This window comes from Pseudomonas sp. SORGH_AS_0199 (assembly GCF_031453735.1).
Lineage (GTDB): Bacteria > Pseudomonadota > Gammaproteobacteria > Pseudomonadales > Pseudomonadaceae > Chryseomonas > Chryseomonas aestiva.
The window spans coordinates 3,028,394-3,040,974 of sequence record NZ_JAVJAE010000001.1 but is presented as its reverse complement, the minus strand read 5'-3'; the positions used below and the strand labels follow the sequence as shown (position 1 = coordinate 3,040,974).

Annotated in this window: 15 protein-coding genes; all 15 read right to left on the bottom strand. The window is 65.2% G+C overall.

What is annotated here, in order from left to right; translation table 11 throughout:
• Window positions 1–5 precede the first annotated feature (5 nt).
• The 15 genes from QE444_RS14340 to QE444_RS14270 all read right to left on the bottom strand — a co-directional run bounded on the left by QE444_RS14340 (window position 6) and on the right by QE444_RS14270 (window position 12,516).
• A complete protein-coding gene (locus tag QE444_RS14340; protein ID WP_309739318.1) occupies window positions 6–2,603 on the bottom strand; it encodes a phage tail tape measure protein in 2,598 nt (865 codons plus the stop codon).
• On the bottom strand, window positions 2,593–2,712 hold the full coding sequence (locus QE444_RS14335) for a GpE family phage tail protein (protein ID WP_268581700.1): 120 nt from the start codon (window positions 2,710–2,712) through the stop codon (window positions 2,593–2,595). The genes QE444_RS14340 and QE444_RS14335 overlap by 11 nt, the downstream gene beginning before the upstream one ends.
• Before the next feature lie 8 nt (window positions 2,713–2,720).
• Window positions 2,721–3,026: a phage tail assembly protein gene (locus QE444_RS14330; RefSeq protein ID WP_309739315.1), complete on the bottom strand. Its 306-nt coding sequence runs from the start codon at window positions 3,024–3,026 to the stop codon at window positions 2,721–2,723.
• A gap of 61 nt (window positions 3,027–3,087) precedes the next feature.
• Window positions 3,088–3,603, bottom strand: a complete 516-nt coding sequence (locus QE444_RS14325; RefSeq protein ID WP_309739313.1) for a phage major tail tube protein — start codon at window positions 3,601–3,603, stop codon at window positions 3,088–3,090.
• Window positions 3,604–3,651: 48 nt separating this feature from the next.
• The gene (locus QE444_RS14320) at window positions 3,652–4,818 is read right to left on the bottom strand and encodes a phage tail sheath protein (RefSeq protein WP_309739310.1); all 1,167 of its coding nucleotides are present in this window, start codon (window positions 4,816–4,818) and stop codon (window positions 3,652–3,654) included.
• A 93-nt stretch (window positions 4,819–4,911) separates the two neighbouring features.
• Complete coding sequence (locus QE444_RS14315) at window positions 4,912–5,601, bottom strand: hypothetical protein (RefSeq protein WP_309739308.1); 690 nt, start codon at window positions 5,599–5,601, stop codon at window positions 4,912–4,914.
• A 166-nt stretch (window positions 5,602–5,767) separates the two neighbouring features.
• A complete protein-coding gene (locus tag QE444_RS14310) occupies window positions 5,768–6,049 on the bottom strand; it encodes a phage tail protein (RefSeq protein ID WP_309739306.1) in 282 nt (93 codons plus the stop codon).
• Window positions 6,050–6,057: 8 nt separating this feature from the next.
• Entirely contained in the window at window positions 6,058–7,452 is a 1,395-nt protein-coding gene (locus QE444_RS14305) for a phage tail protein (RefSeq protein WP_309739303.1), read from the bottom strand.
• Window positions 7,453–7,454: 2 nt separating this feature from the next.
• The gene (locus tag QE444_RS14300; protein ID WP_309739301.1) at window positions 7,455–7,949 is read right to left on the bottom strand and encodes a DUF1353 domain-containing protein; all 495 of its coding nucleotides are present in this window, start codon (window positions 7,947–7,949) and stop codon (window positions 7,455–7,457) included.
• A complete protein-coding gene (locus QE444_RS14295; protein WP_309739299.1) occupies window positions 7,946–8,470 on the bottom strand; it encodes a DUF4376 domain-containing protein in 525 nt (174 codons plus the stop codon). The genes QE444_RS14300 and QE444_RS14295 overlap by 4 nt, the downstream gene beginning before the upstream one ends.
• Window positions 8,471–8,472: 2 nt before the next feature.
• On the bottom strand, window positions 8,473–10,041 hold the full coding sequence (locus QE444_RS14290) for a sialidase family protein (protein ID WP_309739296.1): 1,569 nt from the start codon (window positions 10,039–10,041) through the stop codon (window positions 8,473–8,475).
• Window positions 10,034–10,669 (bottom strand): phage tail protein I, encoded by a 636-nt coding sequence (locus QE444_RS14285; RefSeq protein WP_309739294.1) that lies wholly within the window; start codon window positions 10,667–10,669, stop codon window positions 10,034–10,036. The genes QE444_RS14290 and QE444_RS14285 overlap by 8 nt, the downstream gene beginning before the upstream one ends.
• Window positions 10,662–11,585, bottom strand: a complete 924-nt coding sequence (locus QE444_RS14280) for a baseplate J/gp47 family protein (protein WP_017641673.1) — start codon at window positions 11,583–11,585, stop codon at window positions 10,662–10,664. The genes QE444_RS14285 and QE444_RS14280 overlap by 8 nt, the downstream gene beginning before the upstream one ends.
• Entirely contained in the window at window positions 11,585–11,926 is a 342-nt protein-coding gene (locus QE444_RS14275) for a GPW/gp25 family protein (RefSeq protein WP_309739292.1), read from the bottom strand. Before QE444_RS14275 ends, QE444_RS14280 begins: the two co-directional genes overlap by 1 nt.
• A complete protein-coding gene (locus QE444_RS14270; protein ID WP_309739289.1) occupies window positions 11,923–12,516 on the bottom strand; it encodes a phage baseplate assembly protein V in 594 nt (197 codons plus the stop codon). Before QE444_RS14270 ends, QE444_RS14275 begins: the two co-directional genes overlap by 4 nt.
• Window positions 12,517–12,581: the final 65 nt, after the last annotated feature.

The window sequence follows — 12,581 nt, the reverse complement described above, 5'->3', positions numbered from 1 at the left end:
GGTGGTCAGGTCCTGTCCTTGAGGCTGCTGCGGCTGCGGGCGGCCTTCTGGCTCTCGATGCGGGCCAGGGCGGCCTGGACCTCGCGGGCGATCGCCTGGGCGTCCGTACCGGCACCCGCGTTGATGGTGATGTGGTAGGCGTCGCCGCCTGCCGGCGCAGCAGGCGCGGCGGCGGACATCGCGGGTCGGTCGTCAAAGGTGATGCCGTTGGCTAGCGCCGGGGTGGCGGCAGTACCGACGCCCAGGGCGACCGCGCCGGCGCTGGCAATGCGCTTGGCGGTATCGGCGATCTGGGCCAGCGGGCTGCCTTCTCCTTTGCCCAGGCCGATGGCCAGGCCCTGCATGGTGAACTCACCCAGGGAGGCGAAGACGCGGGACGGCGAGTGGATGCCGAGCTTCTCCTTGAAGAAGTTGATCGCGCTCTCGCCGGCGCCCATCACCGCGTTTTTCACCGCGCCCAGGCCGCTGGTGATGCCGTTGACCAGGCCCTGCATCATCATGCCGCCGAGGTCGGTGAATTTGGCCGGCAGCTCGACGCCGAAGTAGTTCATCACCGCCGCGAAGGCGCGGTAGAAGAGCCCGATCGGGGAGAAGTCCAGGATCAGCTTGGCGATCCCGGTAATACCACCCCTGACTCCCGTCTTCATCTCTTCCCATAACCCTCTGAACCACGGGCCAACAGTGCTCCAGTTGGCGTAGAGCAAGGAGCCGGCGGTGACCAGGCTGAGAATGATTGCGGCAATGGGGTTGGCCATCACGGCGGCGCCGAGCAGCCGGAAGCCGGCAGCCACCAGGGGCAGGGCAGTCTTGCCGAGGTTGAACAGCAGGCCGATGAGGTTCGGCAGGCGAATGCCGACTTGGGCAAGCATGAAGCGCAGCGCGAGGAAGGGGCCGAGCACGCCGGCGACGCCCAGGGCGACGGTACCGAAGGCGATCGACACGGCCGAGATCACGGCGGCAACCTTGACCAGGTTGCCGGCGAGCGTGGGATTGGCCTCGGCCCAGGCGCCCGTGGCGGAGGCAGCATCGGTCAGCCAGGTGATGATTTCCTTGAGCTGAGGCGCGACGGCCGCCCCGAATTGGGATTGAGCGTTGGTGAAACTACCAGTGGCGGCATCCCAGAGGTTGGTCACGGTCTTGAGTTGCTCGTTGACGCGCATCTGCAGGTCCGCCTGGGCCTTCATCTTGCCCTGGACTTCCTGGTAGCCGGCCAGGCCCTTGGACATCAAGGTATTGAGCGCGGTGAGGGTCTCGGAGTCGTCGCCGAAGACCTGTTTCAGCACACCCAGGCGGGTCTCGGTGTTGAGCCCCTTGAGCTTGTCCAGCTGGGCGTAGAGCTTCTCCATGCCGCCGAATTCGCCCTTGCCGTCGGTGAAGTCCAGCTTGATGCCCTTGTCCTTGAGGCCCTTGTTGGCCTTGCCGACCTTGTCCGTATCCATGCCCATCTGGAAGATCTTGCGTAGGGCGTTGCCGGCAGCGCCGCCCTCCATACCGGTCTGATCGAGCTGGATCAGCAAGGGAGCAAGGGCGTTGGCGGCCTCGAGGCCCTCCTTCTTGATGATGTCCAGCGCCGGGCTGATCTTGCTGAATCCCTCGAGCATGTTGTTGGACTCGACGCCCAGGTAGAAGCCGCGCTGGATGGTGTCCATCAGGCTCATGAGGTCCTTCTCACTGGTGCGGGTGGCGTCCTGCATCTTGGCGGCGAACTCCGCGGCCTCGGTGACGGGCATCTTGAGCTGGACGCCCAGATAGGCCGCAGCCTCGCCCATGCCGCCGAGGATGGTCTTGGCCGACATCCCCTGGCGCACCAGCATGGTCATCATTTCCTGGAATTCAGCCGTCGTACCGGGCAGGCGATCGCCCAGGCGCGTGGCCAGGTCGGAGATTTCCTTGAATTCCTTGGGGGCGGTGCCGTCGCTCAGCATCAGCGAGGCGCGCAGCTGGGTGGCCGCATCCTCGGCTGGGGCGAAGGCCTTGATCATGCCCAGCACCGGGCCGCCGATCGCGGCGCCGGTGGCAGCCGAGCTGGCTCCGGCCATGGCGGCATTGCCGGCGAACTCCTGGCCGCGCTTGAGCTTGTTGCGGACGCTGGCCAGCTTCTCCTGCATACGATTGAGGCGCTCGAGCTTGCCCCGCTGGGTGTCGATCGCGGCATTGGCGCTGGTGAGTTGCGCCTGCAGCCGCGCCTGGGCGCCGCCGAGGTCGCGGGTATCAACGCCACTGGCGCGCATGACGGGCAGCAGGCGCTGCAGCTCGGTGCGCTGCGCGGTGTGCTTGGCCTGCAGTTTGTCGACGGCAGCGGCTGTGTTGGCGAAGGTCTTCTGGAAGGCGGCGGACGGGGCGTCCATGGCCTTGAGCTGCTCGCGGTAGGCGCGCAGCTTCTCCTGGCCTTTGGCCAGGGCCTCGGCGCTCTGGCGCACGGCCTCGCGCTGGCGCTGGTAGGCGCTGATGTCTTGCTGCTGCTGGTTGAGCTCCTTGACCCGGTCCCGGGCAGCCTTGAGCGCCCGGGCGGTCGCGTTGCCGCCCCCGGCGATGCGTTTGAGCGGGGCCGTGACCTTGTCCAGGGCGGACAAGAGGACGCGGATCTGCAGGTCATTGGCCATCGGGGGAGACTCGCTTGCGGGCGCGTTCGCGCCAGTCCATCAGTTCGGAAATGCTCAGCTGGTCGAGCTGAGCGGGGTGCCAGTGGAAGGTGATGGCGAGATCCGCCATCGCATCCTCTACGTGGCGGGGAAGAGATCCGCCTTCATGGACTTCTTGAGCAAAAAACTGGCGACGACACTCCCGGCGTCGACCAGGTCGGCGGGGTCCATGGCGCGGACCTCGGCCTCGGTGAGGGTCGGGGTGCTGATGCGCGGGATCACGCGGACGATGGCGTTGACGTCCATCTGCAGCAGGTCGGACAGGGTGATGCCGCGCAGTGCGCCAGCGTTGGGCTTGCGCAGGGTGATCTGGTCGATGGTGGTGGCGCCGCGGACGATGGGCTGGTCCAAGACGACGACGTTCTCGGGGGTGGTATCGCTCATGGTGGTACTCCAGGGAATAGGCTAGGGATTGCCCGCCGGGGCGGGCTGAAAAGGGGCGGGATCAGATGCCGAGCGAGGCGCGCTGCTTGGCCAGGCGGTCTTCGCCGCCCACGATCTCGATGAAGTTGAGGAGGTCGATCTCGATCACGGTCTCGCCGTCCACGATCAGCTTGTAGTAGCTGCCGGCGGTAGTGATCTTGTGCTCGGTGTCCTCGCCGGCGGCGGCTTCACCCATCTCGATGGATTCATGGCGACCACGGACGACGATCTCGACGGCGGTCTCCTCGCCGGTGTCGTCCTGCTGGTAGCTGCCGGTGAAGCGCAGGGGCACGGCTGCGGCGCCCACGGCGCCGAATTGCTTGAGGACGGTGAGGTCCAGGCCGCCCAGGGTCCATTCCAGCTGGATACCGTCGTCGGACATACCCAGGTCAGCCTTGACGGGGCCGTTCATGCCGGCGCCGCGGAAGGCTTCCATCTTGCGGCCGAGGGTCGGCAGGGTGACGGACTTGGCGACGCCCAGGTAGGAGTGGCCGTCGTTGAAAAGCATCATGTTCTTGAGTTTGCGGGGCATGGCCATGAGGGCAGCTCTCCAGTGGGTGCCCGTAGGGGCGCCGGGTGATCAGGATCAGGCGTTAACGCGGGTCGCGAAGTCGGCCAGGAAGCGGTCGGTGATGCGCTGGCGCAGAGTCATGTCTTCCAGCGGCGGGACGGGGGTGTAGTCGTAGTTCAGGAAGAGCTTGCCGGCCTTGAGGGTGCTGGCAGCGTTGCCGTCGGCGTCGTACCAGCACTCGCCGCCCAGCAGGTAGCCCTGGCGGGTCAGCTCGCGGAACTTGGCGTTGATGCCTTCGACGATGTCGCGCACCAGGCTCGGGTGCATCGGGCGGTCGACCGCCCAGAAGTGCGCCTCGGCCATGGTGTCCGCCAGCACCTGGGCGGTGCGGGTGTAGTTCTCAAAGGTGAAGAGCGCGTCATCGCTGCAGGTGCGCGAGCCCCAGAAGCGGTAGCCCTCATGGTTGATCAGCGTGGTGATCTGGTTGCCGTTGAGGTAGTCGCTGTCGGTGGCGGTGTTCTGCAGGTCCCAGAAGACATCCTTGGAAACGCCGGTGACGCCGGCCACGGCGACATTGGAGAGGGTCTTGTGCCAGCCAGTCTCCTGGTCGATCTGGGCACGCAGGCCCAGGGCGCGGGCGGTGGCGGCCGCGGTGACGGTCTTGTTGTCGGTGGTGGACCAGGCTAGGAAGTCCGGCCAGTGGAGCATCAGCTCGCGGGCGCTGAATTGGGTGCGGTAGGCGACGGCCTCTTCCTTGCTGGCGCAGCCATAGCAGCTGGCGTAGACGAAGGCGCGCAGCTGCTTGGCGATCGGCAGCAGGGCGGCGGTCACAGCCTGGGTGTCGAGCCCGGGAATGCCCAGGATGCGCGGCGTCACGCCGAGCTTGGCCTTGGACGCGAGCAGGGCCTTCATGCCGGTGTATCGGCCGGCGACGACGCCACCAATCAGGTTGGATTGCAGCTCGGCCGCGCTGGCGCCGTCTGCGACTCGGACCACGACCACGACGGGCTTGGACTGGTCGGCGATCGCCTGCAGAGAAGGGGCCAGCGTGCCCTTGGTGCCGGCCTTCCCGACAGCGGCCTGGACGTTGGTCAGCAGAACGGGCGTATCGAGCGGGAAGGTGGTGGCATCGGCATCGCTGCCGGTGCAAACCATGCCGATGACGGCCGTGGAAACGGTGGAAATGGAGCGGGTGCCCTGATTGATCTCGAGGACACGCACGCCGTGATGGAAGTCAGCCATGGAGGGTAATCCTGCGCAGGTGGGTAGGTGACGCTGCACAGGCTGGCGGATCCGCGCGCGCGGGTCGCGGGGCGGGAGTTGTAGCGGAGGTTGCTACATATTGAGCTTGGTTTGGTCAGGATCTGTTGCTGTAGGCGGCATGCTTATCTTGGACAGGCGTAGCAGGTCGTGTGTCAGTCTCGTAACACTGACGTCGCTGACGCCATGTGGCGTTATCACATCTAACCAATAGTCAAATGCCAGCTTAATCATGCTTACAATGAATGCGAGGACTGCGCCGAGTACGATTAGGGCTGATACTAGCAGGCCGGCATTGCCAAGATTTTCAGTGGTGAGGTTGAGCTTTATAGGCCTCGTCCATGGCTTATCCTCCAGGATCGCTTGTGTGATAAATATGGCGATCGGAATAAAAAGTAGTGTCACTATAGACTTTGTTTTGTTCGTCCAGTTAATAATTCCCTGTATATAGCTTTCAAAGAAATAGGTGCTTGGCTTTTTTACATTCAGCCGAGCATCCAGCTTTTCGAAACCTTCCACTAAATCTAAGTACTGATCACGAGAGTAGGGGATTCTGCTGCGTAGCCAGTCACCCCGGACCTCTAATGGAAGTCGATCGTTGTCAGCTTCTGGGTTGAACACACCAAGGAAGATTAGTTTGGCTTTTTTCTGTTCTTCCAGAAAATATGCATACAAAACGATAGTTGTTATTTCGAATAAGGCTGCTCCTGCTAGCGCATATGTTCCTGGTATGAGCGGTATTAATTCTGTTATGCGCGAAATCATGAGCGTTATCGTGATCAGGAAAGAGACAACTATTATCCAAAATAGCTTACTCTTGAATGACTCTTTTCTAAGGCTGTATCCAAATATCTTGTTGTATTCTTTGGCTAATTTCTGAAAATCTTGATAATGCATTTGGGTTAGGCAAAAGTTGTTGAGGAGCTGTTTTTTAGCCTGAGTAGATGATTTTAGCAATGTCGGGATTTCCCGCGAGAAAAGACTTGAGCTTCTCAATTGGATCCTCGGCGTCAAAGGCCTTCGGGCGGTTGACCAGACGCCAGGCGGTGCCGTCCCAGCGCGGCCACTCGTTGTCCTCCCAGGTGGCGGGCGGCGGCGTTTCCACGCAGCGCGCCGGCAGGTGGTAAACGCCAGGCTCGAGCGGCGACTCGTCGGCGGAGGTCTGGCCCTGGTAGAAGCCGGCCTGGTCGGTTTGATAGACGATCTTGTCCATGGGTTGCCTCAGTACTTGATGATGGCCAGCAGCGCGATGTTGCGCGGGCGCGCCTCGCTGCCGCCGCTCGGATCGATGGTGACGACGTGGCTGTGGTCGCCGTTGGTGGTGGTGTTGTAGTTGGTGTCGCGGTCGGTGAAGTTGTTGCCGCCGGACAGGCCGCTGCTGCTGGTCTCGGCGGTATCGGTGTTGGTGTAGACGTGGGAATGCGCGCCGGCCTGGGCCGTCTTGCCGGTGTGGGTGTGCTCCTGGTTCTGGCTCAGTTGGCCGGTACCCAGGCCGCGGCCTTTATCGATCCCGCGGCCGTCGTCCAGGCAGCGGATGAATTCGCCGCGCAGATCCGGCAGGTTGAAGGTGGTGAAGCCATCACCCGCGCCGTGATAGGTGCCCAGAGCGGCGAATAGATCGGGGTAGGCGGTGCGCGAGATCGCCGCGCCGTTGGCTTTGAACCAGCCGGCCGGGGCGGTGGTGCCGGCAAAGTAGCTGACCGTGCCCGCTGGTACCCGGGTGATCAGCGCGTCCACCTCGGTTTTGCTGTAGAGCTCTAGGTTGGTCCGGGCCTTGGCCTTGTCTGGCACGTCGGCCAGGTTCTGGGCGCGCAGCAGCGGATCAAAGAAGGTGCCGAGCGGGTCATTCTGGGCCAGCACGATCTTGGTGCCGGCGGCGTAGCTGCTGGTGAGCTTGAGCGCGGTGCTGCTGGTAGCGGTCCACTCCTCGCCAGCGCGCAGCCGAGTTCCCGCGATGTAGACCGCCAGGCCCACGGTGGTGGTCTTGGCCAGGTTGACCACGGTCTGGTTGGCGGCCAGCGTCTGGATCTCCTCGATCGAGCGCACTACCACATTGGCCTGCGTGGGGTCGGTCCAGGCATAGGCGCCGTCGGCGTTGCCAGTCTTGGCCAGCACCTGGTTCGTGGTGCCGCCGGGGATGATCAAGGCCTTGGCGAAGGTGTTGAGCACCCATGTGTGGCTGGCTACCGCCAGGTTCGGGTCCACCTGCAGATTGATCACCGAGGCATTCGAGGCCAGGAATTGCACGCGCAGCACGGCGTCCGAGTAGGCGCCCTCGCCGGGCAGTGGCTTGTAGGTGTCCGGCAGGTTGCCGATTACGAACAGGCTGCCCTGGTCGTCGAAGAGGCCGACCTCGCGCAGGGTGAAGCCGCCGGTCGCCGCTGGGATCACGATCTCGGCGATGAAGCCGCGCGGCTCGTCTGGATCCTGGTAGACACGGTTGATGGTGGTGCGATAACGCTCGCGCACCATCTGGGTCATGCCCTCGGCCGGCGTGACGGGGTTGCCGTTGCCATCGCCCACGGCCGCCTGGGTCAGGTTGATAGCGACGCCGGCAGCCTCAGCCTGGGCCAGGCGCTTGAGCCCGTAGGCGGTGTGTATCGTGTGGAAGTCCATGATCAGCCCTTGCTGCCGGTGTGGTAGTGACTGGCCCCGCCGAGGCGTGGCCCGATCCAGAAGATGAATGCCCGCCAGCGCGCTTCGCCCTCAGCCCGGCAGGCGCGGTACAGCACCGCGTCCGCCGCCGCCCGGGGCAGCTGGCCGGTGCGATAGAGGAAGTCGTGGACGAACGCCGCCAGCACGGCGTAGCCGGCCAGGGCGGCATAGATGCCGGTGGCGGCCAGGCTGGTCCACAGCAGCGGATCCGCGGCCGCCTGCAGGGGCAGCAGCAGGGCGCAGAGTGCGCCGGCGGCCCAGGTCACAGCCGCCAGGATCAGGGCCCAGCGCGCGACCTCGCGCAGAAAACGGATCGATGCCAGGTCGCTGCGCTCGCCTACGGGCACGACGATGCGGCCGTAGACCGGGTCGACGAAGACCAGCGGCTCGACCAGCTCCCAGGTCCAGCGGTCCACCTGGCGCATGGCCGGGCGGCTCTCGAAGTGGCCCTTGGTCATACCGGCCACCCTTGCTCGAGCATCGCCGCCTGGTAGGTGCCGGTGTCGACCGCTTCGGCCAGGTCGGCCTCGCGGTTGAAGCAGGCCTGGACGTGCTTGCGAACGGCGTCGGCCAGGGCCAGCAGCTGCGCGGCGGATAGCTCGACAAAGCCGCCCGCCGTCTTCCACTTCACGCTATAGGCCGGGTCGCGGTCCGCAGCCAAGGCAGCGCCGGTAATCAAGTTCTGGCTGTCGCGGGAGGTGTCGATAGCCAGACCCTGCACGGAGATGCCGCCGGTTTCGACGGTGAAGCGCTTGGCAGCGATGGCGGCCAACTGCTCAGCCTGGGACGGTCCAGGATGCCCGGGGGCCTTGTCCGCAGCGCTCCAGCCCTGGCCATTCCAGACGGCCACCTGGCCAGTCTTGAGCTTGGGCGGTGCAGTCGGTGTGCTGCGCTCGGGAATGCCCGCCATAGGGTCGGCCTGGATGGATCCAGCCAGGACGCCATCGGCGCCCCATTGGTAGAGGGTGATGGTGTCCATGGTCATTTGGCCTTGATGAAGTTGGCGTAGGGGGCCGGCTGGGCAGCAGCCTTGGGGACGTAGAATTGCGTCTTGATGTCGTAGCTAGGGACAGAGCGCCAGAGGAACTTGTCGCTGGAGGCGGTGGACATCCAGGTCCCCATTCCGTCCGTTGCGATGGTCAGCGGATAGAGGCCGGCGCCGCCTCCGGAAAATGCCGACCAGGTAGGCTGGCCAGAGGCGTCGAGGGAGACAATGGTCCGGTTCATCCCTTGGGTGTAGCCGGCCATGATGGTCGTCCCATCCTTGCCGATTGCTACCCGCCAGCTTGAAGAGGCGGTGTTGTTTTGGAGGGTGCTGGTTTTCCAGGTCACGCCATCGGCGGAATACGCGGCGGCGGCATACCACCCGCTATTCGTGTTCATGTAGCCGACCATGACAAACACACCGGGGCCGCCATAGGCGACATCCGACCATACGTTGGTAACCCACGAGCCGACTTGCAGCACATTGACCGCCCAGGTGGCGCCGTTGTCCGTAGAAAAGTAGTGCCCGCCGCCGGTGCTACCAATGACCCAGGTCCCTTTGCCATTGGCCGCGATGCAAGCCCCGGCGTTGCTGTTCGGGCTGAGAACCTTGGTCCAGGTCAGCCCGTTGTCGGTCGAGCGCATCATGAAATTGCCCGAGGATGGGGCAATCCAGCGGCCAAGTTTGTCGGTAGCGATGGCGTTGAAGTCGTTCGCGCCGCCCGTGTCGATAACCGTCCACGTTTGGGCGTTGTCCACGCTGCGCAGGACGCGGCCGCCGGTGCATCCGAGAATCCAGACGCCTGCGCCGTCGGTAGCGCCGCAGTTGATTAGCGAGTATGGCGGCGTTGTCTGCGTGAAGGAGGCGCCGTTGGTCGTGCTACGGAGCAGGTATTGTTGGCTATTGTTCGGGTCTCTATCCGTAGTCAGAAAGACTCCGCCCATACCTAAAAGACAGAGTCCTCCCGTGGTGTTGAACGAATAGCCGGGCTTGGTGAAGCCTGAGGCGGTGGAGTCGTAATTGATGGTGCCGACCCTTGCGAACAGCGCTGGATAGCTGGCCTGTAGGTATGTCGCGTTGTCGGGAATCCACGACGCATCTGGCGCACCGCGCATAGTGGCCAGCACGTCACCGATACCCGGCTTCCAGTAGGTGCCGTCCGCCCAGCCCTTAGGGACCGCGTGGAGCGCGTCGGTCGGAGCGCCAGCCAGCGTGAGCGCGCCGGTCATGGTGCCGCCACCCTTGGCGAGCTTGGCGGTGTCCAGGTCGGCGATGGCTTTCGCGTTGTCAGCGATGCCCTTCGCCTGGGCGACCAGGGCCGCGTCGAGCGTGACGGCTCCGAATCCGATCAGCTTCGCGCCGCCGGCGGCGGCCAGGTCGTTTCGGGTAGCGCTGGCGGCCGCTATCGCAGCGGCAAGGCGGGAGACCACGCTGGGCAGCGTCTCCACTTTCTTGCCGTCGACGGTGATGTAGTAGCCCGCGGCGTTGCCGTTGGTGAATTCAGCGATGCGCGCCTCATTCCCCCGGAAGCGGGTGATTACCTCGGGTAGGGTCAAGTCAGCCATTTTTCAGTTCCAGCGCCTGGACCAGGTCCACGTTGGTGAGTTGGTGCAGCTCGGATTCAGCCAGGACGAAGCCAGGCTCCAGGGCGGCGTATTGGGTGTCGGAGGGGCGAACGGTCAGCTCGAAGCCGGCCGCGGAGACGGCGCCGCGATAGGCGCGGGTCTTGGTCGCGACGCGCAGCTCGATGGTGTCCAGGTGCGAGCGCAGGTTCTTGGCCGCCTCAACGACAGGCATGAAGCGCAGCGCGCTGCTGTTGGGCACGCCGACCTGGTCGACGTCGATCAGCAGACGGAATGTGCCGGGCCTGCCGGGCGGATCCTGCTGGTACCACTCCTGGACGCGGATCGGGAAACCCAGGGCGGCCAGGGCGTCCTTGATGGCGCCGAAGGTGCCCTTGGTGCGGTGGACCTGGATGCTCGCGCGGATGGTCTGGCGCTTCTGGTTCTCGCTCCACAGCGGATCCCAGGCGTCGACGGATAGCGCCCAGGCGAGCCAGGGCAGCTGCTCGGCCGGGGCCGTGTTCGGGTCCCAGACCGACCGGGTGGGCACCGGCACGTCGCTGATGGCGCTGCCGGTTTCAGCCAGGCGCCGCTCCAGGTCCGTGCTGTTGGGTGGCAGCAGCTCAGACATTGGTAGCACCCGCCACAGTCAGGGTGACGCCGGTCAGGTTGCTGGCTTCGCCATTGCCCAGCACCAGGCTGGCGGCGGGCTGGGTGAGCTTGACCGCCTGGACGCCGGACTGGTGCAGGGCCTTGTACAGGCCGGACAGGGCGACGTCATAGCCGATCTTTTTCACGCTGGCGGCGTAGTCCTCGACCGCCTTGTAGGCGGCCGCGACCACGACATCGGAATCCGGGCCGTCGTAGAGGGTGAGCTCGGCGTTGACCTGGTAGTCCACGATGTTGGCCGACAGCACGGTCACCTTGTCGGTGAGCGGTCGGACCTTCTCGGCGTTGAGCGCGGCGGTGACCTTGGCCAGCAGCTCGGGCGAGGCCAAGCCGGTGCCCAGGCGCGACAGCACGTAGATGGTCACCTGGGTCGGCGCCGGGCTGATGGCCTGGACGTCGCGGACGTTGCCATCGGCGGACAGGCCGTGGAAGACGTAGCTGCCCTGGCTGCCGGCGGTGGTGTAGCCCTCGGGGGACAGCTGGATCCGCGCGCGGAAGTCGTCGTCGGATTCGTAGACGGCCGCGGTGGGCGGCACGGCGTTGGGGTTGGCAGCCTTGAGCAGCAGCCGAGTCACGCTGAAGTTCGCGCCCAGCTGGTCCAGGTCGGTACCCACGGCGAAGGCCAACATCACGCCGCGGGTGGCATCGTTGACCCGCTGGCGCAGCACCAGCTCCCGGTAGGCGTTCTCCTGTAGCAGCTTGTTGACCGGATCCGACTCCAGGGCCAGGCGCTCGCGGATGGCGGCGCGCTCGGCCGCGGGGTAGAGGCTGATGAGTCGCTCCTTGCGGGCGGTGAGCAGGGTCTCGAAGTCCAGGGTCTCGACGATGGTCGGGGCCGGCAGCTGGCTGAGGTCGATGGGGCTGAAGGTGTCGACCATTACAGGCCTCCCAGGGTGAGCGGTGCGCGGAGGCTGACGGCGGCATCGTTGACGGTGCTGTAGCCCTCGAGGTCAACGAAGGCCTGGCCCGGGGCGTCGCCCAGGCTGATGCCGATGTAGGTGAGGTTGAGGCGCGGCTCCCAGCGCAGCAGGGCGGTCACGGCGGTGGCCTTGGCCTGCAGGGCGAGGGCCGGGTTGAGCGGCTGGTCGATCAGGCTGAACAGATCGCAGCCGTACTCGCGGCGCATGGTCCGGGTGCCGATCGGCGTGGTGAGGATGTCGGCCACGGATTGCTGCAGGTGCTCGAGCTCGGTGACGGTGAGGCCGGTGGTTCGGTTCATGCCGTGGGCGCTCCGGTCTTACCGTTGCCGGGCTGCACGCCGCCGTGCGGGTGCTTGACCAGACTGATGCCGCCAGCGACCACGTCCTCGCTGACGGTCACCTTGCCGGTGACGTTCTGGTTGCCGGTCTGGGTGTAGTCGCCCTGGTGGTTGATCGGGCCGATAATGTTGATGCCGCCGGTGCTGGTCAGATCGGTGACGCCGCCGGCGGGCAGGATGGCGCGCAGGCGATGGGCTTCGCTGTCGTACTCGACGACGGCGCCGTCTGGGTAGGTGCGGCGGTCCAGGCCGGCGCGATCGCCGTTGGCAGGGATGAGGGCGCTGAACAGGCCAGTGACGGCGATGCCCTGGGCGGTCTGGCCGCTGGGGCTGAGGACCAGGACCTGCTCGCCCACGGTTGGCGGGTCCCAGTCGCGCGTGGTGCCGGCGCGCAGGGCGGTCCAGGGCAGCCAGCCGGTCAGCAGGTCGCCGCTCTGAACCCGAACCCGGGCAGGGCGTTTGTCTTGGAGACTGCCATGGTCGACCTCGGCAACGGTGCCAAGGCGGATCAGGTTCTCGATGAGGCGGGAAAGGGCGGCGATGTCGGTCATGCCGCGGAGGATGGCGGTCGTGTACGCGGGTTGCAGCTATTAGACGGTGTACCTGCGTGTGCTAC